Annotated in this window: 27 protein-coding genes; 11 read left to right on the forward strand and 16 right to left on the reverse strand. The window is 56.5% G+C overall.

Annotation, left to right across the window (positions count from 1 at the left end):
* Positions 1-27: 27 nt before the first annotated feature.
* The 8 genes from IPJ12_03115 (at position 28) to IPJ12_03150 (ending at position 6280) form a co-directional block, all read left to right on the forward strand.
* Complete coding sequence (locus IPJ12_03115) at positions 28-375, forward strand: hypothetical protein (protein ID MBK7646162.1); 348 nt, start codon at positions 28-30, stop codon at positions 373-375.
* A 575-nt stretch (positions 376-950) separates the two neighbouring features.
* The gene (locus tag IPJ12_03120) at positions 951-1451 is read left to right on the forward strand and encodes a hypothetical protein (protein MBK7646163.1); all 501 of its coding nucleotides are present in this window, start codon (positions 951-953) and stop codon (positions 1449-1451) included.
* Between the two features lie 84 nt (positions 1452-1535).
* Positions 1536-1877: a hypothetical protein gene (locus IPJ12_03125; GenBank protein MBK7646164.1), complete on the forward strand. Its 342-nt coding sequence runs from the start codon at positions 1536-1538 to the stop codon at positions 1875-1877.
* A gap of 585 nt (positions 1878-2462) precedes the next feature.
* A complete protein-coding gene (locus tag IPJ12_03130) occupies positions 2463-2849 on the forward strand; it encodes a hypothetical protein (GenBank protein MBK7646165.1) in 387 nt (128 codons plus the stop codon).
* A 151-nt stretch (positions 2850-3000) separates the two neighbouring features.
* A complete protein-coding gene (locus IPJ12_03135; GenBank protein ID MBK7646166.1) occupies positions 3001-3777 on the forward strand; it encodes a hypothetical protein in 777 nt (258 codons plus the stop codon).
* 209 nt (positions 3778-3986) lie between these two features.
* A complete protein-coding gene (locus IPJ12_03140; GenBank protein ID MBK7646167.1) occupies positions 3987-4361 on the forward strand; it encodes a transposase in 375 nt (124 codons plus the stop codon).
* Positions 4349-4687 (forward strand): IS66 family insertion sequence element accessory protein TnpB, encoded by a 339-nt coding sequence (tnpB, locus tag IPJ12_03145; protein MBK7646168.1) that lies wholly within the window; start codon positions 4349-4351, stop codon positions 4685-4687. The genes IPJ12_03140 and tnpB overlap by 13 nt, the downstream gene beginning before the upstream one ends.
* 63 nt (positions 4688-4750) lie before the next feature.
* On the forward strand, positions 4751-6280 hold the full coding sequence (locus tag IPJ12_03150) for an IS66 family transposase (GenBank protein ID MBK7646169.1): 1530 nt from the start codon (positions 4751-4753) through the stop codon (positions 6278-6280).
* 30 nt (positions 6281-6310) lie between these two features.
* On the opposite strand, the gene IPJ12_03155 is transcribed toward IPJ12_03150, so the two are convergent.
* Positions 6311-6565, reverse strand: coding sequence for a hypothetical protein (locus IPJ12_03155; GenBank protein MBK7646170.1), 255 nt, complete (start codon positions 6563-6565; stop codon positions 6311-6313).
* Between IPJ12_03155 and IPJ12_03160 the strand changes: the two genes are divergently transcribed.
* Positions 6555-7007: a DUF302 domain-containing protein gene (locus IPJ12_03160; protein ID MBK7646171.1), complete on the forward strand. Its 453-nt coding sequence runs from the start codon at positions 6555-6557 to the stop codon at positions 7005-7007. The genes IPJ12_03155 and IPJ12_03160 overlap by 11 nt on opposite strands.
* A gap of 23 nt (positions 7008-7030) precedes the next feature.
* On the opposite strand, the gene lolA is transcribed toward IPJ12_03160, so the two are convergent.
* The 3 genes from lolA to IPJ12_03175 all read right to left on the reverse strand — a co-directional run bounded on the left by lolA (position 7031) and on the right by IPJ12_03175 (position 10715).
* A complete protein-coding gene (gene lolA, locus IPJ12_03165) occupies positions 7031-7663 on the reverse strand; it encodes an outer membrane lipoprotein chaperone LolA (protein MBK7646172.1) in 633 nt (210 codons plus the stop codon).
* A 77-nt stretch (positions 7664-7740) separates the two neighbouring features.
* A complete protein-coding gene (locus tag IPJ12_03170; GenBank protein ID MBK7646173.1) occupies positions 7741-10035 on the reverse strand; it encodes a DNA translocase FtsK 4TM domain-containing protein in 2295 nt (764 codons plus the stop codon).
* Between the two features lie 14 nt (positions 10036-10049).
* Positions 10050-10715, reverse strand: a complete 666-nt coding sequence (locus IPJ12_03175) for a Crp/Fnr family transcriptional regulator (GenBank protein MBK7646174.1) — start codon at positions 10713-10715, stop codon at positions 10050-10052.
* Between the two features lie 129 nt (positions 10716-10844).
* On the opposite strand from IPJ12_03175, the gene trxB reads away from it, so the two are divergent.
* Both trxB and IPJ12_03185 read left to right on the forward strand, forming a co-directional pair.
* A complete protein-coding gene (gene trxB / locus IPJ12_03180) occupies positions 10845-11801 on the forward strand; it encodes a thioredoxin-disulfide reductase (protein ID MBK7646175.1) in 957 nt (318 codons plus the stop codon).
* Between the two features lie 251 nt (positions 11802-12052).
* The gene (locus IPJ12_03185; protein ID MBK7646176.1) at positions 12053-12550 is read left to right on the forward strand and encodes a Smr/MutS family protein; all 498 of its coding nucleotides are present in this window, start codon (positions 12053-12055) and stop codon (positions 12548-12550) included.
* Positions 12551-12640: 90 nt separating this feature from the next.
* On the opposite strand, the gene IPJ12_03190 is transcribed toward IPJ12_03185, so the two are convergent.
* The 12 genes from IPJ12_03190 to rpsA are packed head-to-tail and all read right to left on the reverse strand — an operon-like array spanning position 12641 to position 23689.
* Positions 12641-12979 (reverse strand): P-II family nitrogen regulator, encoded by a 339-nt coding sequence (locus IPJ12_03190; protein ID MBK7646177.1) that lies wholly within the window; start codon positions 12977-12979, stop codon positions 12641-12643.
* A gap of 29 nt (positions 12980-13008) precedes the next feature.
* Positions 13009-14628 (reverse strand): NAD+ synthase, encoded by a 1620-nt coding sequence (locus IPJ12_03195; protein MBK7646178.1) that lies wholly within the window; start codon positions 14626-14628, stop codon positions 13009-13011.
* Positions 14629-14634: 6 nt separating this feature from the next.
* Complete coding sequence (gene ppa / locus IPJ12_03200) at positions 14635-15183, reverse strand: inorganic diphosphatase (protein ID MBK7646179.1); 549 nt, start codon at positions 15181-15183, stop codon at positions 14635-14637.
* 60 nt (positions 15184-15243) lie between these two features.
* Positions 15244-16029, reverse strand: a complete 786-nt coding sequence (locus IPJ12_03205) for a 3'-5' exonuclease (protein MBK7646180.1) — start codon at positions 16027-16029, stop codon at positions 15244-15246.
* On the reverse strand, positions 16026-16925 hold the full coding sequence (gene cysM / locus IPJ12_03210; protein ID MBK7646181.1) for a cysteine synthase CysM: 900 nt from the start codon (positions 16923-16925) through the stop codon (positions 16026-16028). Before cysM ends, IPJ12_03205 begins: the two co-directional genes overlap by 4 nt.
* The gene (gene rfaD, locus IPJ12_03215; GenBank protein MBK7646182.1) at positions 16918-17916 is read right to left on the reverse strand and encodes an ADP-glyceromanno-heptose 6-epimerase; all 999 of its coding nucleotides are present in this window, start codon (positions 17914-17916) and stop codon (positions 16918-16920) included. Before rfaD ends, cysM begins: the two co-directional genes overlap by 8 nt.
* A gap of 9 nt (positions 17917-17925) precedes the next feature.
* Positions 17926-18861, reverse strand: a complete 936-nt coding sequence (gene rfaE1, locus IPJ12_03220; protein ID MBK7646183.1) for a D-glycero-beta-D-manno-heptose-7-phosphate kinase — start codon at positions 18859-18861, stop codon at positions 17926-17928.
* A gap of 3 nt (positions 18862-18864) precedes the next feature.
* Positions 18865-20184 (reverse strand): UDP-glucose/GDP-mannose dehydrogenase family protein, encoded by a 1320-nt coding sequence (locus IPJ12_03225; GenBank protein ID MBK7646184.1) that lies wholly within the window; start codon positions 20182-20184, stop codon positions 18865-18867.
* 8 nt (positions 20185-20192) lie between these two features.
* On the reverse strand, positions 20193-21365 hold the full coding sequence (gene lapB, locus IPJ12_03230) for a lipopolysaccharide assembly protein LapB (protein MBK7646185.1): 1173 nt from the start codon (positions 21363-21365) through the stop codon (positions 20193-20195).
* Complete coding sequence (locus tag IPJ12_03235) at positions 21362-21652, reverse strand: LapA family protein (protein MBK7646186.1); 291 nt, start codon at positions 21650-21652, stop codon at positions 21362-21364. Before IPJ12_03235 ends, lapB begins: the two co-directional genes overlap by 4 nt.
* Before the next feature lie 60 nt (positions 21653-21712).
* A complete protein-coding gene (locus tag IPJ12_03240; protein ID MBK7646187.1) occupies positions 21713-21997 on the reverse strand; it encodes an integration host factor subunit beta in 285 nt (94 codons plus the stop codon).
* Between the two features lie 12 nt (positions 21998-22009).
* Complete coding sequence (gene rpsA, locus IPJ12_03245) at positions 22010-23689, reverse strand: 30S ribosomal protein S1 (GenBank protein MBK7646188.1); 1680 nt, start codon at positions 23687-23689, stop codon at positions 22010-22012.
* Positions 23690-23773 lie beyond the last annotated feature (84 nt).

A 23773-nucleotide genomic window follows, 5' to 3' on the forward strand; every position in this document is an offset into this window, starting at 1 on the left:
GATATCCTCGCTGTTAAAGATGGCTCCATGCAGCAATCGATCCCTACCGCTTGGCGGTTGCCATTTAAGAACGTGGCGAGTGCATTCGCGAGAGGAGACTACCGCCTTAAATCTGGGGTGATCGGTGTATCCGAGATCTCGGCAGAGATCGCTGCTCACATTCAGGATTCCGTTCAAAGCTATGGCGCAACGCTGATCGAGCTTCCCGAGGAAACCTGGGAGTCCTCGGTTTGTATGTGGTACGGAACGTACTGGGACGCACTCGTTGACTTATGGACCCAAGAAGAAGGCCGCAGCGATTTGGTACTGAATGTGCGGGTCACAGAATCCTCGTTCGGCTTCTCATTCAAGGTACACATGGTCTATGTACCCTAAGCCAACTCTGCCTAACATTGCGGTCAAGGCCGCTCCCTTCGGTCGCTGGACGCTGCGCGATAAAGCGCCGCGCAGCGCCCTTACCTATAACGTTAGGCATTAAAGTGACGGAAACCAGATCGCTTTGCTCTGCATGCGGCCATCTTTGTCCTGACAGCAATTTCTTTTGCCCGCGGTGCAAAGAAGTGAGGCCGTTTCGTTTCATTGCCTGCCTAGGTTGTTCGCTTATTTTTTTGGTTTTGGCTGGCGCCGGAATCATAAATATTCTTACAGAATATAGTTCTGGCTATACCCGCCAGGGAAAGTTCGTTGAATCCTTTGGCCTCCCAGCTATCGCACATGGAATATTGCTCATTTCCAGCGGCACGCTTTTCCTAGCAGTGGGTTGGAAAGGGAAATTTGGCTTCGCCACAGGGCTATTCGCTCTCGCTGGCATATTGCTTAGTTTTTCTGTTCTTTATATGTCAAAACACCATGCCTAACATCCCGGTCAAGGCGCTCCCTTTGGTCGCTGGGACGTCCCGCAAGCGGGTCGCCCCTTACCTTCAACGTTGGGCATCGTTTCCACATCCGTCATGACCGTTGATTCCAAGAACCTTATCGTTCAAGTAGAACAAGGAGCGTGGATGATGGTATTCACGCCCTTCCTATTTGCCGCGTTTGCTGTAGAAATGCATCGCATTGGAATAAATATCTTATGGTGGGCGCCACCGTTAGGACTCTCGTTTGTACTTCTTCTGGCAGCGCTATTACGAAGGCCACGAGAAGTTGTTTTTTGCCCTCAAACGCAAACCATGGTGATTCGGTTTTGGTCAGGGATGGCAACAAGGGAGCATCCATTCGCTGAATTGGAATTCATCAAGTCATACGTAAAGACATCAGGCGAAAACGACACATACATTCAATTGGCGATTCAGATGAAGAATGGCGATCAAATCGCTATAAAGACGGAAATGCCTTCTTGGGACAAATCGGCGGTTATCGGCTTAACAGGATGTTACGAGCCGGAAACTCTCGCAAGTTTGCGAAGGAAGATTGCATCGCTCACAGGAATAGAAGACCGTGGCTTCATTTAGCCATGCCCAACAATCCGCTCCAGCCGACCGTCAGCCAGCTACGCTGCCTGCCGTCGGCTGAGCTTCCACGTTAGCCATCTTCGAATGCGCACCATTCCACCTCATCCACTGATTCGTTACAGGCATGCGCTGCTGGCTATAGCCATCATGGGCTGGATCATCGCAGGAGTGACCTTGCTCCAATTCAAGGGCAATGCGGATGTGCCGGTGGCCACCATAGTCGGGCTAGCCGGCTTGGTCTTCATTTGGGCCAATGGCATGTACTGGTGGGTCCTGCTTCGCTATCCGTATATCGACCTCGGCAACGGCAACTTCGCGAGCCGCGATGAATGGAAAGGCGAGAGTCACGGCGCGTTCTTTGTAGCCTACTTCCTGCTTGCCGCTATTGCCTCTATCGGTTGTCTTCGGGTGGCGATCGATGGCTAACCCGCCGCTCAACCCCGTTCGCTTCGCTCTCTGGACGCTGCGCGATAAGGCCGCGCAGCGCCGGTTAGCTCTACGTTAGCCGTCTTATGCCCGTTCGTCATCTGACCAAACTCAGTCGCATCGTGGAAACACCGTTCCGGCCAAGTGGAGAGCTTCTTACGTGAGCAAATGCAAGTTCATCCGGCCCGCGTTGTTTGTTGCGGCTTGCGCGTTGCTCTTGCTCGCGCTTTGGTCACTGCTTTGGGTATTTTCTTCAAGCAGTCTTGCGTGCGTTGAATGTAACTGCACTTACTCACTCTTCGCGTCAAATCCTCGCTGCCGCAATCCATCCGTCGCCGGCTTGCTCTGTCTGAGTAGCTTCGCTCTCGCCATAGTGGCAGTAGTTGTCGCTGTAAGGTCAGGCAAGTGAAAAGCAAAACCTCGCGGCATCGGCAATTCCAGACGGCTAACCCTACGGTCAACCGGAACGCCAACAGCTGCGCTGTTGGTTCCCTCCGCGCTGCGCGCTCCGGCGTCCGGTTACCTTCACGTTGGGCGTCATTGAAGTTCATCCCTGACCATTACGAGTACTGAAAGGAATCAATCATGGCAGCGTATGGAAATGCAGCCTTGCGCGCGGTAGAACTTCTCAAACGCAGAACCTGCGAGAGCCCCGAGGATGCTTGGCGCCTCGCTGCTTCTGAGGTGTTCGCACACAGCCCGTCCGCGCAAGCGAAAGTTTGCCCACGCGGGACATTCCTTGGCCTGTGCAGCAGTGGTGTAGTTGAAGGCGTACCCGCTGGAAATTACACACGGTCAGAAAAAAACAAGCTCTACGGTCTACGCGCTCTAGAAATTCTCCGGAGATCACCTGCTCTTGCAAACGACGAGAACACCCTGTGGGCGAAAGTCATAGACGGTGAAACCAAGGTTCCAAACTACCAGATGGAAGTCGTGACTTCGCTTTGGAAAAATGGGTTCCTTTCAAAGTGAGCCATTGCCGCCCAACCCGGCGCTCAACCTCGCTCCCTTCGGTCGCTGGACGCTGCGCGAAAAAGCCGCGCAGCGCCGGTTAGCTCTACGTTATGCCTCTAGAGCATGCTTGCCGATACGCCACAGCGCTAGTACTTAGGGAGATTGAATAATGCCAGGAGAAGAGGTTGTCATTACCGCAGCAGTGGCTGTTGGTGGATACGTCGGAACAAAGCTATTCGGAACTGCTCTGGCCACTATGGGCGATGACATCAACAAGCTCTACGTGAAGGGACGAGACAAGATCGTCGATGTGGCCACAAAGAAGGTGGACAACCCGGACGACGGCAAGAAAGTAAATCTACGCGCTGCACGAGACGTGCTTTGGAACGGCGCGATCACTGAGGATGAAGTTTGCGCTGAATATTTTGGCGGAATGCTCGCTGCCGCGCGCAGCGAAGATGGAAAAGATGATGGCGTGGTCCATTACGTCGACACCATCAAAGCCATGTCGGCTCGACAACTCGAACTGCACTACGTCATATATAAGGCATGGCAGATGCTCTTGAACCAAGCTGGAAAGCCCATCAACGTGGCGCAAAGCTCAGACGTCCAATCATGGCACGTCTTTATGAATGGGTTGGAGTTGAGCGCAAGGCGGCTTCCTTATGATCGTGATTTGACGGTGCTTCATCGACTCGGCCTCGTCTCTCAGTTCAAGTATGCCAGCCATGTTGTTGGCGAAAAGTCTATGCCGTTCGCTGACGTCACGCCGACAACCTTTGGTGTCATGCTGTTTGCGGAGGCACACAACAAGATCGACACATGGCGAAATTTCGGGAATGAGGCTTACGAGTCGGCAGCGGGAATTCAACCACTCGGCTACTTCGCGGAAACTTTGGAGAAGCTTTGTAATGCGTCTGGCATGCCATTCAAAGCCGAGGCATAACCCTGCGGTCCACCGGATGCTGCGCGATAAAGCCGCGCAGCGCCCCTGACCTCCACGTTGGACTGCAACTAAGTAACCGTTGAAATTAGCAACGCCCAACCCATCATTCCACCGGACCTGTGCAAAAAGGTAAGCCCCCGGCGAAGTCATCTGTGAATTGAAGGCTTAGACCGTGAAGATAGTGTCCACTAAGAACGATGGTGGACACTATGGAAATTGAGAAGCCAAGCCGCCGCAGGCGGAACCATACCGAAGAGTTCAAGCAGGCAATGATCGCGGCCTGTTGTGAGACCGGGGCATCAGTCGCCGGCATTGCACTCGCCAACGAGGTGAATGCAAATCAGGTCCGTCGCTGGATGCGGGAAAGAGGCATTGAGCCACCGAGCCGCAGCCTGCCGGCACGGTCGATTTCATCGAAGTGCATTGCCGAACCGGCATTTGTGGCGGTAGCGATTCCCCCCATCGTCTCGAGCGTCCCCGACATCCGAATCGAAGTCCGGCGAGGCAACACGGCGGTGAAGATTGAATGGCCCGGACAGGCAGCGAGTGATTGTGCCGCCTGGTTGCGAGATTGGCTCCGGTGATTCGGGTCGATGCCTTGTGGCTATCGACCACACCGCTCGACATGCGGGCAGGGACCGAGACGATCCTGGCCAGGGTCGTCTCGATGTTTGGCGAAGCCCGGCCGCACCACGCCTATCTGTTTGCCAATCGCCGAGCTAACCGGCTCAAGGTGCTGGTCCATGATGGCTACGGCATCTGGCTAGCGAACCGTCGGCTCAATCAGGGGCGATTCTGCTGGCGACATGGCAATACGAGTGTTGAACTGTCCCGGTCGCAGTTTGATGCACTCGTCCTCGGTCTGCCCTGGGAGCGCCTGGCAGACGGCGGTGTAATCCGGATCGTTTGACTGTCCACCAGTAGGGGAAGTCCACGATAGCCAAAGGCTGTGGTGGCCGGCATCATGCCGGTCATGTCCTTGCCCGCCAACCTTGATCAACTCAGTGCTGACGAACTTCGCCAATTGGTGATTCGTCAGGCAGGCTTGCTGGCCGAGAGTGATCGTGAACTGAACTGGCGGCAGGGCAAGATCGACAAATTGACGCATGAATTGGCCGTGCACAAGCGCTGGCGCTTCGGGGTCAAGACCGAGCACTGGCCGGTCGAGCAGCGGCAACTGTTCGAGGAAACCATTGATGCCGATCTGGCCGCGATGGAAGAAGAGCTGGCGCAACTTTCTGCAACACCAGCGAAGGCGAAAGGCCAAGCCAAGCGCCAGCCGTTGCCGGCAAGTCTGCCGCGTACCGACATTCATCACGAGCCGGAATCGACGGTCTGCCCTTGTGGCTGCACGATGAAACGGATCGGCGAAGATGTGTCGGAGAAGCTCGATTACACGCCCGGCGTCTTCAGCGTTGAGCGCCACATTCGCGGCAAGTGGGTCTGTGGGCAGTGCGAAACACTGATCCAGGCACCGGTCCCGGCACACGTCATCGACAAGGGCATTCCGACCAGCGGACTGCTCGCGCAGGTGCTGGTTGCCAAGTACCTCGATCACCTGCCCCTCTACCGCCAGGAAGCGATGTTCGGCCGGGCCGGACTGGCCATTCCGCAATCGACGCTGGCCCAATGGGTTGGGAAATGCGGCGTGGCCCTCCAGCCGCTGGTCGATGCCCTGAAGGGGGAGATGCTCGGGCATCGGGTGCTTCACGCCGATGAAACGCCAGTCGCTATGCTGGACCCGGGGGCCGGCAAGACACATCGGGCCTATCTCTGGTCATACAGCATCGGCGCCTTCGAGCCGACCAAAGCGGTGATCTATGACTTTGCCGAAAGTCGTGCTGGCAGGCATGCCCAGGAATTCCTGGGGGACTGGCGCGGCACGCTGATCTGTGACGATTACTCAGGCTACAAGGCCCTGCTGGCCAAGGGCCTCACCGAAGCGGGCTGCATGGCGCATGCCCGACGCAAGTTCTTCGATTTGCACAGCCAGAAGCAGAGCCTGATTGCAGGTGAAGCACTGGAGTATTTCGGCAAACTCTATGGGGTCGAGCGAGAGGTCGTTGACCTCGATGCCGATGAGCGACGACGAATCCGGGAAGCGAAAGCCCAACCGATTGCTAATGAGCTGCATGCCTGGCTGACCCGGCAACGGCAGGGGGTGCCCAATGGTTCAGGGACCGCCAGAGCCATCGACTACAGTCTGAAACGCTGGGTGGCGCTGACGCATTACCTGTCCGATGGTCAGGTGCCGATCGACAATAACTGGATCGAGAATCAGATTCGGCCTATCGCGCTTGGCCGCAAGAACTGGTTATTTGCCGGCAGCCTGCGTGCCGGCAAACGCGCCGCCGCGATCATGAGCCTGATCCAGTCCGCCAAACTGAATGGTTATGATCCGTTGGTCTATCTGAAAGATGTCCTGACGCGCCTGCCGACCCAACCAGCAAGCCGTGTCGGCGAACTACTGCCGCATCGCTGGCAGCCTCAAACTATCGCCTGACTCAGAAAACAACCTGGGTTCGCCGGGGGCTTACGCAAAAAGCCGCGCTGCGCCGATTAACAGCACATCCCAGCCGGTATCGCTTATTGGCGATATGGCAATTGATTCATCAAGCGGGCATAACGGTTTTGAATTTTTGGCTTTTTTTCCGGTCGACCGTGGGGACATTGCTTGTCCGTACGGTGTGGGATCAGTTGTTGCAAACCCGGTCGCCGAAGTAGGTTTGTGCCGCTTTTGCCATGCACCATTCACTACAACTCCAAGAGGTACGTCGATGAAACTCATCAAGACATTGCTGACCGCTACCTTCATTGCCTTCGCGTCCCTGGCAAACGCGGCTGATGGCCTGGTTTCCCTGAAGAGTCCGCATAGTGCCCGGGAGACGATGGACAAGTTTGAAAGCCTGGTCAAAGAGCGCGGCCTGACTGTGTTTGTCCGTATCGATCATGCTGCAGGCGCGGCAAAAATTGGCAAGCGCCTGCGCCCGACTGAAGTGCTGATCTTCGGGAATCCGCAGGGGGGCACGCCGCTGATGGAATGCGCACAGACCAGCGGGATTGATCTGCCGCTCAAGGCACTGGTCTGGGAAGATGCTGCGTCCCAGGTCTGGCTGGGTTACAACGATCCGGCCTTTATCGCACAGCGGCACGCGGCAGGTGAATGCCCGGTGGTGGCCAATCTGCGCAAGGCGCTCGGTGGACTGGCCGAGGCTACCGTCGCCAAATAATGGCGCGAGCGTGAGTCGACGATTTACTCGCCGACAATGTCGACACCCGCCGGCGGGGTGAATTTGAAGAGCGTGGCCGGCAGGGCCGGATTGCGTTCGAGCTTGGTAAAACGAATGAGCGTGGTTTGACCGAAGCTGTCATGCAGTTCCATGGCCTTCAGGTCGTTGCCGGCAAAGCCGAGGCGAACGGATTCGAATCCGCTGTCACCCACCTTGGGCACCGCCTCAACCCAGACGAGGCCTTCGGATTCGCCAGCGTCCTTGAGGGTAAAGTTCTTTTCGAGATCGTTATTACCGGAGAGCAACGCGGCCGGCGAGCCGCCAATGGCTTGCCCGGCTTTGCGAACCGTGACCTGCTGTAGCTCGGGGTCATGTATCCAGATTTTTTCGCCATCGCCGACGATCAGTTGCGGATAAGGTTTCTGGATTTCCCAGCGCAATTTGCCGGGCCTTGAAATGGCGACAACGCCGGACGATTGTTGCGGCTTGCGACCACCTCTACCGATCACCGCCTGCGAAAAATCTGCCTTCAGGGTGCGCGTGCTTTTCAGGAACTCGTGCAACTGATCAAGCGCGCCGGCATGGGCAGCGATGGGGAAAAGCAGCGGTAGCAACACGACTGCTGCGGTCAACCGGAATTTTTGGGCAAATTTCATTATTTCAGCTTAGCGCATCAAGGCGTGGCGCGTTGTTTCAGGGTGTAACAAATTGCTGATGAAACCGCCGGCGAGAATTACTCGGCCGGCTTTTTCATAATGACTTCGCGACCGCCACGGCCATCCATGCCGGACACCAGCCCGGCTTTTTCCATGGCCTCAATCAGCCGTGCCGAGCGGTTGTAGCCGATGCGCAGGTGACGCTGGACCAGTGAAATGGAGGCGCGCTGGTTCTTGAGCACGATGTCGACAGCCTGATCGTAAAGCGGGTCGCTCTCGGCATCGTTGCTGCCCTCGCCGGCTTCGCCACCTTCTTCGTCGTCACCGCCAGCACCGGTGAGAATATCTTCAATGTACTCCGGCGCGCCCGTGGCTTTGAGGTGTTCAACAACGCGATGCACTTCGTCATCGGAGACGAAGGCACCATGGACACGGGTCGGGTAGCCGGTGCCGGGTGCGAGGTATAGCATGTCACCTTGGCCGAGCAAGGCTTCGGCGCCCATCTGGTCGAGGATGGTGCGCGAGTCGATCTTGCTGGAAACCTGGAAGGACAAGCGCGTCGGGATGTTGGCCTTGATCAGGCCGGTGATGACATCGACGCTCGGGCGCTGGGTGGCCAGTACGAGGTGAATGCCGGAAGCGCGCGCCTTCTGGGCGAGACGGGCGATCTGCTCTTCAACCTTTTTGCCGACGACCATCATCAGGTCGGCCAGCTCGTCGATGATGACGACGATGAAAGGCATAGTCTGCAGCGGCTCGGGCGTTTCCGGCGTCAGGGACAGCGGGTTCGGGATGTGTTCGCCACGCTTTTCGGCATCGCGAATCTTGGTGTTGAGGCCGGCGATATTGCGCACGCCCATCGCCGACATCAGCTTGTAGCGCTTTTCCATTTCGGTAACACACCAGTGCAGCGCGTTGGCGGCCTGCTTCATGTCGGTGACGACCGGTGCCAACAGGTGTGGAATGCCTTCGTAAATGGAGAGTTCCAGCATTTTCGGATCAACCATGATCAGGCGCACCTGATCCGGCTCGGCCTTGTAGAGCATGGAGAGAATCATCGCATTGACGCCCACCGACTTGCCGGAACCCGTCGTACCGGCGACCAGCAGGTGCGGCGTCTTGGCCAGGTCGGCAACCACCGGCAGGCCGCCGATGTCTTTGCCCAGGCAGACGGTCAGCGGGCTGCTCATGTCGTTGTACGGTTTGCTGGAGATGATCTCGGAGAGCTTGACCATCTGCCGCTTCGGATTTGGCAGTTCGAGCGCCATGCACGATTTGCCGGGCACTGTCTCGACGACGCGAATCGACACCATGGCCAGCGCGCGCGCCAGATCGCGCGCCAGATTGACGATTTGTGCGCCTTTGACGCCGACCGCCGGCTCGATTTCGTAGCGGGTAATGACCGGCCCGGGCATGGCAGCAAGCACCTTGACCTGCACGCCAAAGTCGGCGAGCTTGCGCTCGATCAGGCGTGAGGTGTATTCCAGCGTCTCGGCGCTGACCGTTTCGGTGGCTGGTGGCGCCGGGTCAAGCAAATGCAGCGGCGGCAACCGGCCGCCAACAATGGCCTCGGGGAACAGGGCTACCTGCTTTTCACGCTCGATGCGCGCTTCGGCCTTCTTGGAAACGGGCACGTCGGGCGGAGGCGTTTCGATGAAGATCGGCTCATGCAGCTCAACGCGCCGCTTTTCTTCCTCAACGACCACTTCACGTTGCTGGGCGACTTCCTTGCCGATCTGCCGGTCGCGCCAGGCGTCGACGCGACCGTAGAAAAAGCTGAGCCCACGCTCGAGCACAACGCCCAGTTGCTCAAAGGCCCACAGCCACGACATCCCGGAGAAAACGCTCCAGCCGGCAGCCATCACCGCCAGCAGCAGCAGGGTCGAGCCAGTGTAGCCAAACTGGGTAGCCAGCACGCGACCGGCTTCAACCCCGAGCAATCCACCCGGCGCCAGCGGCAAGGCTGCCTTGATTGAATAAAAGCGCAAAGCCTCAAGCGCGGAACTGGCAACCAGCAGCACTGAAAACCCGGCCAGTGCGATGAACAGCGGATGCTGGCGATGCGCCTCGGGCGAATTGAATTTACGGAAGCCCCACCAGACGAACATGCCGAGCAGGACGATCCACCACCAGGCCGAAACGCCGAAGAGGTAGAGCATCAGGTCGGCAATCCAGGCACCGGCCCGGCCAGCCGGATTCTGGGGGGAGGCTGAGCCGACGGCGTGCGACCAGCCCGGATCTTCCTTGCTGAACCCCCACAAGGCCATGATCAGGAACAAGGCAACAGCCCCGACCCCCAACCAGCGTGATTCCTGCAACAAGGTGCCGATTTTTTCCGGCAGCGGGCTTGGCGCCGCTGCCCGATTGACCATCCGTGCCCCCACCGTCAGGCGACCCCGGGGATTACCAGCAGGTCATTCTCATAACGAATGTAACCGCTCAATTCCAGATCGCGCATGACTTTGCTGACCATTTCGCGCGATGCACCAATCATTTTCGCCATATCCTGCTTCGACATCTTTTTCTTCACAATACGATTTCCGTCCACGATCTCCGACATATCCAGCAGGAGGCGCGCGACGCGGCCATAAACATCGAGCAAGGCCAGGCTTTCGATCTTGCGGTCGGCTTCGCGCAGTCGCAAAACGAGGATCTTCATCAGTTTCTGAACGACCTCGAAATTGTCCTGCAGGCAGCGCTGCAACGAATCCTTGTCGAGAAAGAGCAGCTCGCAGGGTTCTGCAGCAACCACATTGGCCGAACGCGGACTACCGTCAATCATGCCCATTTCACCAAAAAACTCGCTGGGTCCGAGCCAGGCCAGAATGATTTCCCGACCTTCTTCATCGGTATTGGTAACTTTCGCTCGCCCACTGATCAGCACATACAGCGAATCGGTACTGTCTCCGGCACGCACGACAAATGCACCACGTTCAACACGCTTGCGCCCGGCAACTCTGGAGAGCTTTTCCAGCTCATGCTCATCCAACCCGGAAAATAACGGCACATTGCGCAAGACAACAAGGCTTAATCCACAAGGGGCAGCTGACATAAATCAGTTTCCGTTCATATAGTTACGAAAATATTATAAACCTGTTTCCCAAATTTCATAGGAACTTCAAGAAAATTGCGGGCTCAGAGAACGCTATAATTTTCAAATCGACCACCCAAGAGGATGACCATGTCCCAGAATGTCCGCCACACTCCCCTCATTATCCTCGGCTCCGGCCCTGCAGGTTACACCGCCGCCGTTTATGCTGCACGTGCCAATCTCAAGCCGGTCATGATTACCGGCATGGCCCAGGGTGGCCAGCTGATGACCACCACCGATGTCGACAATTGGCCCGCCGACGCCGACGGCGTGCAAGGCCCTGAACTGATGGCCCGCTTTGAAGCGCATGCCCGTCGCTTCGAGACCGAAATCATTTTCGATCACATTCATACCGCCAAGCTGACCGAGCGGCCCTTCACCCTGATCGGTGACACCGGCACCTACACCTGCGATGCGCTGATCATCTCCACCGGCGCCTCGGCCCAGTATCTCGGCATGCCTTCCGAAGAGGCATTCATGGGCAAGGGCGTTTCAGCCTGCGCCACCTGCGATGGTTTCTTCTACCGCAACAAGCCGGTCGCTGTTGTCGGCGGCGGCAATACTGCGGTCGAGGAAGCACTTTATCTCGCCAATATTGCCAGCCACGTAACGTTGATTCATCGTCGCGACAAATTCAAGGCCGAGAAAATCATGCAGGACAAGCTGTTCGAAAAGGAACGCGCTGGCAAGATCACCATCCTTTACAACACGACGCTGGATGAAGTGCTTGGCGACGACTCGGGCGTCACCGGCCTGCGCGTCAAGAACAAGCAAACCAATGCGACGCAGGATCTTGCTGTGCACGGCGTGTTCATTGCCATCGGCCACAAGCCGAACACCGACATCTTTGCAGGCCAGTTGGAGATGGACAACGGCTACCTCATTACCGAGGCCGGCCGCAACGGTAATGCGACACAAACCAGCATCGCCGGCGTTTTCGCTGCCGGTGACGTGCAGGACCAGATCTACAAGCAGGCTTGCACCTCGGCCGGCACGGGCTGTATGGCGGCACTGGACGCCGAGCGTTTCCTCGATCAACTCGCCTGAATTTGATCGACCCAGAAGACCTTGCCGTCTTCCACGCGGCAGTGGCTGATACCAGGCCACTGCCGCCGGCGAACCGTGTTCAACTCAATCGAACGAAGCCAGTGCCGATAAAACGTCCTCCGGACAACGAGCCGCCCGCTTCCAAAAAGAAAAAATCACGCGGCGACGCCTTGCCGGCGCATTGGAGCAGCGGAGCAGAAGAAGCCCCGACGCGACTGACCGACCCTGAGCAAGCGGCTTTTCGCACTGCGATGGCTGGCGTTGAGCGACTGCCGCCGCCCAATCTCGTTCAGCATGGCAGTTGCCCACCTCCGCCCCGTCCGTTGCAGCACCTAGCCGACGAGCGGGCAGCACTGCATGAAAGCCTGCATGGCCGCATCGAGCTGCAGGACCGACTGGAAGGCGGGGATGAGCCCCATTATCTGCATCAAGGAGTGGCGCAACATGTGCTGCGTGACCTGCTCCGCGGGCGTTGGGTAACTCAGAACGAAATCGACCTGCACGGCCTGAACCGCGACGAAGCCCGACACCAGCTCGCCGCCTTCCTGGCCGAATGCCTGCACCACGGCAAGCGCTGCGTGCGGGTTGTACACGGCAAGGGACTGGGCTCGCCGCAAAAAACATCGATCTTGCGTCAACTGGTACGCGGCTGGCTGGCGCAGCGCCAGGAGGTGCTGGCCTACTGCCAGGCAAAACCTCATGACGGTGGCGAAGGCGCACTGATTGTCCTGCTGCGCAATCAGAAATGACAAAGGGCAGCCTGGCTGCCCTTTTCAATTTTGGCTGTTTTTTCCGGTTGACCGCAGCAACACGAAAAAACGCCGAACCGGCGCCTGCGGTTAAATGGCAGCCTCGTTGGTTTCACCGGTACGGATGCGGACAACCTGCTCTACCGGCATCACGAAGATTTTGCCATCGCCGATCTTGCCAGTGCGTGCAGCCTTGATGAGCGCTTCAATGGCTGCATCGACGTGTTCGAGACTGACCACCACTTCGATCTTGATCTTGGGCAGGAAATCGACCACATACTCGGCACCGCGGTACAACTCGGTATGGCCCTTCTGGCGACCGAAGCCCTTGACCTCGGTCACGGTCAAGCCGGTGATGCCGATCTCGGAAAGGGCTTCGCGGACTTCGTCGAGTTTGAACGGCTTGATAATGGCTTCAATTTTTTTCATTGATTGGCTCCTCTTCTCTCTTCAGGTTCTTAAAATTCGTCTGGATATCTATTGGTAATAGGATACCGCCAATCCCTGCCAAAACCACGCGGCGTGATGCGGATCCCGATCGGTGCCTGGCGGCGCTTGTATTCGGCAGTTCTCAGCAGACGAACGACGCGCCTGACTGCATCCTCCGGCAAGCCGGCTGCGATGATTTCACGCGGACTGCGGTCTTCTTCCATGTATGCACGGACAATGGCATCAAGCACCTCATAGGGTGGCAACGAGTCCTGATCGGTCTGATCCGGCTTCAGCTCGGCCGAAGGCGGACGAACGATGATGTTTTCGGGAATGACAAGTGGACCATCGCCGCACAGCGTGTTGCGATAGCGCGAAAGACGATAGACCAGCGTCTTGTAGACATCCTTGATCACCGCGAAACCGCCGGCCATGTCGCCATAGAGCGTGCAATAACCAACCGCCATTTCGGATTTGTTGCCGGTCGTCAGCACCAGCGCACCCGTTTTGTTGGACAGCGCCATCAGGATGTTGCCACGGATGCGTGCCTGAATATTCTCTTCGGTCGTATCGGCCGGCATGCCAGCGAACAACGGATCGAGCATCGCGCCGTAAACGTCCATCGCCGGAGCAATGGCGATTTCGTCATAACGCACACCGAGCACGCGAATCATTTTGCGGGAATCATCCAGGCTCATTTGCGCGGTGTAAGGCGATGGCATCATCACCGCCCGCACTTTGTCCGCCCCCAGCGCATCGACCGCGACACACAGCGTCAATGCGGAGTCTATGCCGCCGGACAAGCCGATAATGGCGCCCTTGAACCCTGTCTTGCCAAGGTAGTCGCGAACCCCCAGAACCAGCGCCTGATAGGCCTCTGCTTCGAGTGAAAGCTCCTCCGCCATGTCGTCGGAGCGCAAACTGCCGGCCTCGAAATCGACGATACCCAAGGCTTCTTCGAAAGACGGCAAACGCATTCGGCATTTTTTCTGGGCATCGAGTGCGAACGAGGCACCATCGAAAACCAGCTCATCCTGGCCACCGACCAGATTGCAGTAGATTGCCGGAATACCGGTTGCGTCGATGCGGTTACTCAACACCTGCATACGTTGCTGGTGTTTTTCCAGATGGCAGGGTGAAGCGTTGAGGACAAGCAATAATTCTGCACCGGCCTTGTGTGCCATCTCGGCGGCCCCCTCTTCCCAGACATCGGCACAGATATTGATGCCGCAACGGACACCACCTAGTGTGACGACACAGGCTTCGGTGCCCGACTCGAAATATCGCTTCTCGTCGAAAACCTCGTAATTCGGCAGGCGAATCTTGCGGTAAACCGCCTTTTTCTGCCCGTTTTCAATAATGGTTGCGGCGTTGTAACAACTGCCATGATGTTCATCGGGATGCCCGACGACGACGGCTATGCCTTCGACACGTGCCGCCAGATCATCAAGCGCCAGCTTGCAGGCCCGGTAAAAATCAGGACGCAACAACAGGTCCTCAGGTGGGTAACCACACAATGCCAGCTCAGGTGTCAGCAGGACCTGAGCGCCGCGTGCTTTCGCGTCGGCAGCGTACTTCAAAATGCGTTCGACGTTGCCCGTCAGGTCACCGACGGTGGCGTTAAACTGGGCAACGGCGATACGCAACATCACAGCTTAGTAGTTCGGCTTGTCTTTCGCGTCGTTGAAACGCTGGACACCCGTCATGATTTCGTTCTTGGCGGCATCAATGCCTTCCCAGCCATTGACCTTGACCCACTTGCCCGGCTCGAGATCCTTGTAGTGCTCGAAGAAGTGCGAAATCTGCTTGCGCAGCAATTCCGGCGTGTCTTCGAAGGTCTTGACGTCCTTGTACAGCGGGGTCAGCTTGTCGACCGGCACGGCCAGCAGCTTGGCATCTTCTCCACCTTCGTCGGTCATCGACAGCTGACCAAGTGGACGGCAGCGGACAACAACGCCCGGCGGCAGCGGGAAGGGGCTGATCACCAGCACGTCAACCGGATCACCGTCACCGGCGATGGTGTGCGGAATGTAGCCGTAGTTGCAGGGATAGTGCATGGAAGTCGACATGAAACGATCGACGAAAATCGCGCCGCTGTCCTTATCGACTTCGTATTTGACGGGGTCGGAATGCGCGGTAATTTCAATGATGACATTGAAATCGTCGGGAAGGGACTTGCCGGAAGGAACGTTGTTAAGAGCCATCGTTATCTCTCTGCAGTTAGGTTTTGGAACTTGCAATTATAACGTCGCGTTTGCGCTAATTTATCGCCAGGCAGCGAGAAACTCCTGCCAATGTGACGTACCGATCTTGGCGAGTTGGCCTTTGACGAATTCGATTTCGGCATTTTCCTCGACGCCAGTCAGCTCTCCGCGCAGTCGGCGGAAGCGGTTGTAGACCAGATAGGTATTGATTACATCGGTTTCGCAATAGTCTCGGATCTCCGCACTCTTGCCGGCCTGCCAAGCTTCCCACACTTTGCCGCCATCCATGCCGAGCTTGCCGGGAAAGCCATAGAGTTTGGCCAGATCATCAAGCGGTGCATTGGCGCGAGCGTTATATAGGGCCAGCAAGTCCATCAGGTCGAGATGGCGCATGTGGTAGCGGCTGATGTAATTGTTCCACTTGAAATCGCGCGAATCGGCATAGTCGCCGTCACCAAGATCCCAGTAGCGCGGCGCACTGACGCCATGGAGCATGCCGCGGTAGTGCAGTACCGGCAGATCGAAGCCACTGCCGTTCCAAGAAACGATCTGCGGCGTGAATTTCTCGATGCCGTCGAAGAAACGCTGGATGATGGCGCCTTCATTCAGGTCTGGCTCCGATAGCGACCAGACCTTCAGTCCCTCGCCAGTGCGCAGTACGCAAGAGATCGTGACAACACGCTGCAAGTGCAACTGCAGAAAGTCGTTTCCAGTCTTGGCGCGCCGTTGCTGAAAAGCGAGTTCGGCGACTTCATCATCGGAAAGCCCATCCGGCAAATCGTTCAGACGACGCAGCCCTGCAACATCGGGAATGGTCTCGATGTCAAAAACCAGGACCGGTTTCATGCCGGGAAAACACCAGTCGACAGGTAGCGATCACCCCGGTCACAAATGATGCTGACAATCACCGCATTCTCAAGCGTTTGCGACAGCCGCAAGGCGACTGCCAGCGCACCGCCGGATGAAATGCCGGCAAAAATTCCCTCTTCCATCGCCAGGCGACGGGTCATTGCCTCGGCATCGGCTTGGCTGACATTTTCGACACGGTCAACCCGACTTTTATCGAAAATCTTCGGGAGATAGGCTTCCGGCCATTTGCGGATGCCGGGAATCTGGCTTCCATCCTCTGGCTGGCAACCGATAATCTGGATTGCCGAATTCTGCGTTTTCAGGAAGGCAGACGTTCCCATGATGGTGCCGGTCGTACCCATACTGGAAACAAAATGGGTGACCTTTCCATCTGTATCGCGCCAGATTTCCGGGCCTGTGCCTTCGAAATGGGCTAACGGATTATCCGGGTTGCCGAACTGGTCAAGAATAATGCCCTTGCCTTCATTGCGCATCTTTTCAGCAACATCGCGGCACAATTCCATGCCGCCATCCTTGGGCGTCAGCACCAGCTCGGCACCGTAAGCGCGCATGCTTTGGCGGCGTTCAATACTCTGGTTCTCGGGCATGACGAGAATCATCCGATAGCCTTTGATCGCTGCCGCCATAGCCAGCGCAATGCCGGTGTTACCGGAGGTTGCCTCAATCAGCGTGTCACCCGGCTTGATATCACCTCGCAGCTCAGCGTGGACGATCATCGACAATGCCGGCCGGTCTTTTACCGAGCCGGCCGGATTGTTGCCTTCCAGCTTGGCAAGAATAACGTTGCCACGCCTGTCATTGTCAGCGCCCGGAATCCTCACCAGACGAACCAGCGGGGTATTTCCGACAAAATCCTGCAGGGTTTTATACATTGCGATGAAGCCACTCGATATATTGGGAGACGCCCTCCTCAACCGTGGCCATCGACGCGTCGTAACCGGCAGCACGCAGTTTGCTCAGATCAGCCTGCGTGAATGCCTGATACTTGCCCTTCAGCGCCTCGGGGAAGGCCACGTACTCCAGCAAGCCTTGTGCCCGCAACTGCTCGAGCGATAGCGAAACTTCGCCTTTTGCCGCTCTACAGCCGTTGACCGCAGCAATCGCAACATCATTGAAGCTTTGCGCCCGTCCGGAACCGAGATTGAAGATTCCGGATTTCTCCGGATGGTCGAGAAAGTACAGATTGACCTTGGCAACATCGCCGACAAATACAAAGTCACGCTGCTGCCCACCATTCTCGTAGCCATGCGATCCCTCGAACAACTTGACCTTGCCATCCGCACGGAACTGGTTGAAGTTGTGGAACGCCACTGAGGCCATACGCCCTTTGTGGGTTTCGCGCGGGCCATAGACGTTGAAATAGCGGAATCCGACGATCTGTGACGACGGGTGCTGCGCCAGCCGCTGACGAACAATCTGGTCAAACAGAAACTTGGAATAGCCGTAAACGTTGAGCGGGCCTTCGTACTGGCGCTCCTCTTTGAAGACATTGCTGGCGCCGTAGGTCGCCGCGCTGGACGCATAAAGAAACTGGACGTCCTGATCCAGGCACCAATCGAGCAAAATGCTGGAGTAACGGAAATTGTTCTCCATCATGTAACGACCGTCAGTTTCCATGGTGTCAGAACAGGCACCTTCATGAAAAATGGCGTCTATCTCGCCATCAAAATGACCCGCCTGGATACGGTCGATAAAATCGTTTTTATCAATGTAATCAACAATCTCGCAATCGATCAGGTTCCTGAACTTGTCAGCCTTGGTCAGGTTGTCGACCGCAATAATTTTGGTCACACCGCGCTCGTTGAGCGCCTTGACGATATTGGAACCGATAAAGCCGGCGGCGCCGGTAACGATGGTGTACATGATTTTTCCTTACAATGCGGCAGCGAGCTCATCGCGGCTGACAACAGCGGTACCGAGTTTACCGACGACTATGCCGGCAGCAATATTGGCGACCCGAATGGCTTCCGCCCAATCGGCGCCGGCGGCGATCATGACTGCCAGCGTGGCAATGACGGTATCCCCCGCTCCCGAAACGTCAAAAACCTCCCGTGCCTGCGCTGCCTGATGATGAATTTCATCAGCAAACAGGGTCATCCCCTCTTCACTACGGGTCACCAGCAAGGCTTCAAGTCCGAGGTCGCCACGCAGCTTCCGGGCCTTCACGGCAAGTTCCTCATCGGACGACCAGCGGCCGATCACTTCCTTCAATTCGGAGCGGTTCGGCGTGATTACCGTCGCGCCGGCATACTTCCCCCACTCATCGCCCTTGGGATCAACCAGAACGGGCTTGTCCTGGGCACGGGCGATACGAATCATCTCGGCAATGTGCGTCAGCCCCCCCTTGCCATAGTCTGAAAGAACAATGACATCGGCCTGGGAAACACGGCTCTCGAAATCCGCCAGCTTGGCCTGAAGGATTTCGTGCGATGGCGTGGTCTCGAAATCGATCCGCAGCAACTGCTGCTGACGGCCGATGACGCGAAGTTTGACTGTGGTATCAATCTCGCGGTCAACGTGCAAATTGGCATCAATTTGTCCTTCTTCCAGCAAGCGTCCCAAGGTACGGCCAGCTTCATCATCACCGACCACCGACAACAAGGCAGAAACTGCGCCCAGTGACGATGCGTTACGAGCAACGTTGGCAGCGCCGCCAAGGCGCTCTTCCATGCGCTGAACCTTGACCACCGGCACCGGTGCTTCCGGCGAAATCCTGCTGACTTCGCCAAACCAGTAGCGGTCAAGCATCACATCGCCGACCACCAGGAGGCGAACCTCCGAAATCTTCTCCAGCATGCCAGTGCTCATCACTCAGCGCCCGATAGCGAAGTATTCGATCCCGGCATCACGCACGAACTTGGGGTCGTAAAGATTGCGGCCATCGAAGATCACCGGATTCTTCAGCGTTGCCTTGATGGCATCGAAGTCCGGACTGCGGAACTCTTTCCATTCGGTCACGATGACCAACGCATCCGCTTGATCAAGGGCGCCCATCGGGTTCTCTGCGTACTGCAGGCGCGGTTCATCACCGAAAACACGCTGCGCTTCATGCATGGCAACGGGGTCGTAAGCGGTGATGGTCGCACCCGCAGCAAACAAGTCAGCGATCAATTCCCGGCTCGCTGCTTCGCGCATGTCGTCGGTATTGGGCTTGAAGGCCAGCCCCCACAGGGCGAAGTGCTTGCCTTTTAGATCGCCAAAACGGGATTTCATCTTGCGAGTCAGCACATGTTTCTGCGCATCGTTCGCTTCTTCGACGGCAGTCAGCACCTTGAGCGTGATGTCGGCATCGTCCTGAGCGGTCTTGATCAGCGCTTTGACATCCTTGGGAAAACAGGAGCCGCCATAGCCACAACCAGGGTACAGGAAGTGATATCCGATGCGGGGATCGGAGCCGATGCCCTGACGAACCATTTCAATGTCGGCACCGAGCACCTCAGCCAGATTGGCCAGCTCGTTCATGAAGCTGATGCGCGTTGCCAGCATGGCATTGGCAGCGTATTTGGTCAGCTCGGCGCTCTTGACGTCGGTGATGATCAGACGCTCGTGGTTGCGCTGGAAAGGTGCGTAGAGCGCACGCATCAAGTGGATAGCCCGTTCATCATCAGCTCCGACCACAATACGGTCAGGGCGCATGAAGTCCTCGACGGCAGCACCTTCCTTGAGAAACTCCGGATTGGAAACCACACTGAACGGTATGTTGACACCCCGCTTGGCGAGTTCGTCAGCTATGGCTGCCTGTACTTTGGCTCCAGTTCCCACCGGAACGGTGCTCTTGTCGACCACCACCTTGTAGTCTGTCATCAGACGACCGATATTGCGTGCGGCGCCAAGCACATATTGCAGGTCGGCCGAGCCATCTTCGTCCGGCGGTGTACCGACGGCAATGAACTGGACGGTGCCATGTTGCACGGCCTTCTCGATGTCCGTGGTGAAATGCAGGCGACCAGCCGCTACATTGCGGCGCACCATCTCTTGCAAACCGGGTTCGAAGATCGGAATCCCGCCCTCTTCGAGAATGCGGATTTTTTCCGGATCAACATCCAGGCAGAGAACATCATTACCCACTTCAGCCAGACAGGTTCCACTGACCAAGCCAACATAGCCGGTACCAACAACGGTTATTTTCATGGAGCTTCCTACAAGGATTGATCGAATTCTTCACTGCGGCGTGGTGGATAGGTTTCCCAGCCCCCACAAGCCGGGCAGCGCCAGTAAAACTGGCGCGCCTTAAAGCCGCAATTATTACATCGATATCGTGACAGGCGCTTGGTATAGCCCTGAATGATGGTTTTGGCCAATTCGACATCCGGCCTTACCTCTGGCGCCACCAGCGGCAAACGCGCACTCATCAATTTCTCAAGGCCGAGCAAAGTGGGATTCCGTTGCAACTCCGCTCGAACAAGACGATAAGCAGACTCGATGCCTTCGCTTTCGAGTACAAGTTGATAAACCACTTCCAGCAAATCCAGTGACGGATAACGTTCCAGATATCCACTTAAAAGAGCGATACCTTCCGCCGGTCGCTCAAGTCGTCGATACGCTTCCAGCAAGCGCTGAGCCACCAAAGCCAAGTAGGCAGGATCCTGTTGCTCAATTCGTTGCCATGCTTCAATGGCACTAGCCAAGCGGCCCTCCTGCAACAACAAATCTCCTTGCAAAAGACTGGCACGAACGCATTTACGATTTTCCTTGGTGGCGACCTCCAGATATTCACGCGCCGACTCCGGACGAGAACGCATGATTTCATTGGCTGCCAATTCACAGTAATACTCCGCAATCTCGCGGCGCGATGCCACATCGGGTAATTCACGAGCAATCTCGATTGCCTTGAGCCACTCCTTCTCAACCTGATAGATCTCGAGCAGATTGCGCTTGGCCTCTTCTTCGAAAATAGTTCCCAACAGCTTGTTGAATATCTCTTCAGCCCTGTCGAGCAAGCCAGCCTTCAGGTAATCCTGTCCAAGTTCCGACAAAGCCTGTAATCGGACTTGCTCCTCCAGGTCCGGCAAATCGATCAGATTCTGGTGCATTCGAATAGCACGCTCGGTTTCACCTCGCCGACGGAACAGATTGCCAAGCGCAAAATGCAATTCAACAGTCTGGGAGTCAACCTTAGCAACTTCGAGAAACGAGTCAATAGCCTTATCAGGTTGCTCATTCAGAAGAAAGTTCAAGCCCTGAAAATAGGAGCGAGGCAGCGCACGAGACTCATGTACCACCTGCTGCATATCAATGCGAGCAGCTGTCCAGCCGAGTACAAAAAAGACTGGAATCAGCAGTAACTGCCAGTATTCAAATAACTCGCTCATTCGAGGTGCGAAACTACTTGCTTGCCTGAAACGGGGGCTCGAGTCTCTACACGCTTCAAGCGCGAGATTTCATGACGCTGACGAAAAATCACGCCGAGCAAGGAAAGCGCTCCGAGCATCACTCCTCCGACAAAGAACACCAGCAAGGCCGTCACAAGTGACACCTGCCAGATAACCCCAGGAAGGAGACGAAGACTCACCGGATCGGCATTTTGGGTTGCGAAAACAACCAGAAAAACAAATATAGTTAGGCGAATGGCCCAGGTCAGAGCTGTCATGACATTCAATAAAAAGGGCAGTGAAATAATTCACTGCCCTGAATCTACCACATTGGGCCAAGCCCGGCGTCAGATTGCCAGATCAACCCGTTCGCGCAATTCTTTTCCGGCCTTGAAGTGGGGAACCCACTTGGCCGGTACGCCAACCTTTTCCCCTGACTTGGGGTTGCGGCCAGTACGCGGTGGCCGGTAGTTGAGCGCAAAGCTGCCGAATCCGCGGATCTCAATGCGATCCCCTCGCACTAGTGCTTCGGACATCGCATCAAGAATCATCTTGACCGCAAAATCTGCATCTTTCGCCACAAGCTGAGGAAAACGCTCCGCCAGCCGGGCGATGAGCTCGGATTTGGTCATGCTTATGCCTTATCAGCCTTGCTGGTTAAGCTTGGCCTTCAGAAGAGCACCCAGGTTGGTCGTACCGGAAGCAGCGGCGGAAGATTCAGCAGAAAGTTTCTGCATGGCTTCGTGCTGTTCGGCATTATCCTTGGCCTTGATGGAAAGATTGATGCCACGTGTCTTGCGATCTACGTTGATGATCATGGCTTCAACCGTGTCGCCCACCTTGAGGTGTTGCGACAGGTCGTCGATGCGATCACGCGAGAATTCGGAAGCACGCAGGTAACCTTCGTTCTCACCATCCAGCGTCAGCACGGCGCCGCGAGCGTCGACCGTCTTGACGGTGCAGTTCACGATGCTGTTCTTCTCGTGGGTAGCGATGAAGTTGGTGTACGGATCACCTTCCATCTGCTTGATGCCGAGGGAGATACGCTCCTTCTCGACGTCAATGCCGAGAACCAGCGCCTCAACTTCGTCACCCTTCTTGAAGTTGCGGATGGCTTCTTCGCCAGTCGCAGACCAAGACAGGTCGGACAGGTGAACCAGACCATCGATGCCACCCGGCAGACCGATGAAGATACCAAAGTCGGTGATCGACTTGATGGCGCCCTTAACCTTGTCACCCTTCTTGTGGTTCATCGCGAAGTCGTCCCACGGATTGGCTTGACACTGCTTCATGCCGAGGGAGATGCGACGACGCTCTTCGTCGATTTCGAGGATCATGACTTCGACTTCGTCGCCGAGCTGGACAACCTTGGACGGATGAACGTTCTTGTTGGTCCAGTCCATTTCGGAAACGTGAACCAGACCTTCGATGCCTTGTTCGATTTCAACGAATGAACCGTAGTCGGTCAGGTTGGTGACCTTGCCGAACAGACGGGTACCAGCCGGGTAGCGGCGGGCAATACCGACCCACGGATCGTCGCCCAGTTGCTTCATGCCCAGTGAGACGCGGTTCTTCTCAGCGTCGAACTTGAGGATCTTGGCGGTAACTTCGTCACCAACATTGAGCACTTCGCTCGGGTGACGGACACGGCGCCAGGCCAGGTCGGTGATGTGCAGCAGGCCATCGATACCACCGAGGTCAACGAATGCACCGTAATCGGTGATGTTCTTGACGATACCCTTGACGGTCGTGCCTTCCTTGAGGTTCTCAAGGAGCTTTTCGCGATCTTTGTCAGCAGTGGCTTCGAGCACAGCGCGGCGTGACATAACGACGTTATTGCGCTTGCGATCCAACTTGATGACCTTGAACTCCATGGTCTTGCCTTCGTACGGCGTGGTGTCCTTGACCGGACGCATGTCGACGAGGGAGCCAGGCAGGAAGGCGCGAACACCGTTGGACATGACGGTCAAACCGCCCTTGACCTTGCCGGTGATGGTGCCGGTAACCAGGGAGTTGTTGTTCAGGGCTTCTTCCAGGAAGTTCCATGCGGCGATGCGCTTGGCGCGATCGCGGGACAGGCGCGTGGCGCCATAGCCGTCTTCCAGCATCTCGATGGCAACCTGGACGAAATCGCCCACTGCCACTTCGAGTTCGCCCTGATCATTCAGGAATTCTTCGAGCGGAACATAAGATTCCGATTTCAGGCCGGCATTGACCACAACGAAGTTGTGATCGATGAGCACCACTTCTGCAGTGATGACTTCGCCTTGACGCATTTCCTGGCGAGCCAGGGATTCTTCAAATAGTTGAGCAAAAGATTCCATTACGGAGAGAACTTTCATGCCGCGAATCGTGAAACTCACAGCGGGTTAGGGTTTGAAACAAATTACCGACCACCTGGCCGGCAA

This window comes from Betaproteobacteria bacterium (assembly GCA_016709965.1).
GTDB lineage: Bacteria > Pseudomonadota > Gammaproteobacteria > Burkholderiales > Rhodocyclaceae > Azonexus > Azonexus amarohabitans.

Excerpts from the sequence above, each read along its gene's own strand:
- IPJ12_03155 (MBK7646170.1), bottom strand. The coding sequence starts at position 6,565 with ATGAGTTTCATCGACGTACCTCTTGGAGTTGTAGTGAATGGTGCATGG.
- ppa (MBK7646179.1), bottom strand. The coding sequence starts at position 15,183 with ATGGCTCTTAACAACGTTCCTTCCGGCAAGTCCCTTCCCGACGATTTC.
- IPJ12_03140 (MBK7646167.1), top strand. The coding sequence starts at position 3,987 with ATGGAAATTGAGAAGCCAAGCCGCCGCAGGCGGAACCATACCGAAGAG.
- IPJ12_03185 (MBK7646176.1), top strand. The coding sequence starts at position 12,053 with ATGGCTGGCGTTGAGCGACTGCCGCCGCCCAATCTCGTTCAGCATGGC.
- IPJ12_03135 (MBK7646166.1), top strand. The coding sequence starts at position 3,001 with ATGCCAGGAGAAGAGGTTGTCATTACCGCAGCAGTGGCTGTTGGTGGA.
- trxB (MBK7646175.1), top strand. The coding sequence starts at position 10,845 with ATGTCCCAGAATGTCCGCCACACTCCCCTCATTATCCTCGGCTCCGGC.
- IPJ12_03160 (MBK7646171.1), top strand. The coding sequence starts at position 6,555 with ATGAAACTCATCAAGACATTGCTGACCGCTACCTTCATTGCCTTCGCG.
- lapB (MBK7646185.1), bottom strand. The coding sequence starts at position 21,365 with ATGAGCGAGTTATTTGAATACTGGCAGTTACTGCTGATTCCAGTCTTT.
- IPJ12_03240 (MBK7646187.1), bottom strand. The coding sequence starts at position 21,997 with ATGACCAAATCCGAGCTCATCGCCCGGCTGGCGGAGCGTTTTCCTCAG.
- IPJ12_03225 (MBK7646184.1), bottom strand. The coding sequence starts at position 20,184 with ATGAAAATAACCGTTGTTGGTACCGGCTATGTTGGCTTGGTCAGTGGA.
- rfaE1 (MBK7646183.1), bottom strand. The coding sequence starts at position 18,861 with ATGAGCACTGGCATGCTGGAGAAGATTTCGGAGGTTCGCCTCCTGGTG.
- IPJ12_03175 (MBK7646174.1), bottom strand. The coding sequence starts at position 10,715 with ATGTCAGCTGCCCCTTGTGGATTAAGCCTTGTTGTCTTGCGCAATGTG.
- IPJ12_03170 (MBK7646173.1), bottom strand. The coding sequence starts at position 10,035 with ATGGTCAATCGGGCAGCGGCGCCAAGCCCGCTGCCGGAAAAAATCGGC.
- IPJ12_03115 (MBK7646162.1), top strand. The coding sequence starts at position 28 with ATGCAGCAATCGATCCCTACCGCTTGGCGGTTGCCATTTAAGAACGTG.
- IPJ12_03120 (MBK7646163.1), top strand. The coding sequence starts at position 951 with ATGACCGTTGATTCCAAGAACCTTATCGTTCAAGTAGAACAAGGAGCG.
- rpsA (MBK7646188.1), bottom strand. The coding sequence starts at position 23,689 with ATGGAATCTTTTGCTCAACTATTTGAAGAATCCCTGGCTCGCCAGGAA.
- lolA (MBK7646172.1), bottom strand. The coding sequence starts at position 7,663 with ATGAAATTTGCCCAAAAATTCCGGTTGACCGCAGCAGTCGTGTTGCTA.
- cysM (MBK7646181.1), bottom strand. The coding sequence starts at position 16,925 with ATGTATAAAACCCTGCAGGATTTTGTCGGAAATACCCCGCTGGTTCGT.
- IPJ12_03195 (MBK7646178.1), bottom strand. The coding sequence starts at position 14,628 with ATGTTGCGTATCGCCGTTGCCCAGTTTAACGCCACCGTCGGTGACCTG.
- IPJ12_03190 (MBK7646177.1), bottom strand. The coding sequence starts at position 12,979 with ATGAAAAAAATTGAAGCCATTATCAAGCCGTTCAAACTCGACGAAGTC.
- IPJ12_03125 (MBK7646164.1), top strand. The coding sequence starts at position 1,536 with ATGCGCACCATTCCACCTCATCCACTGATTCGTTACAGGCATGCGCTG.
- rfaD (MBK7646182.1), bottom strand. The coding sequence starts at position 17,916 with ATGTACACCATCGTTACCGGCGCCGCCGGCTTTATCGGTTCCAATATC.
- IPJ12_03130 (MBK7646165.1), top strand. The coding sequence starts at position 2,463 with ATGGCAGCGTATGGAAATGCAGCCTTGCGCGCGGTAGAACTTCTCAAA.
- IPJ12_03205 (MBK7646180.1), bottom strand. The coding sequence starts at position 16,029 with ATGAAACCGGTCCTGGTTTTTGACATCGAGACCATTCCCGATGTTGCA.
- IPJ12_03150 (MBK7646169.1), top strand. The coding sequence starts at position 4,751 with ATGTCCTTGCCCGCCAACCTTGATCAACTCAGTGCTGACGAACTTCGC.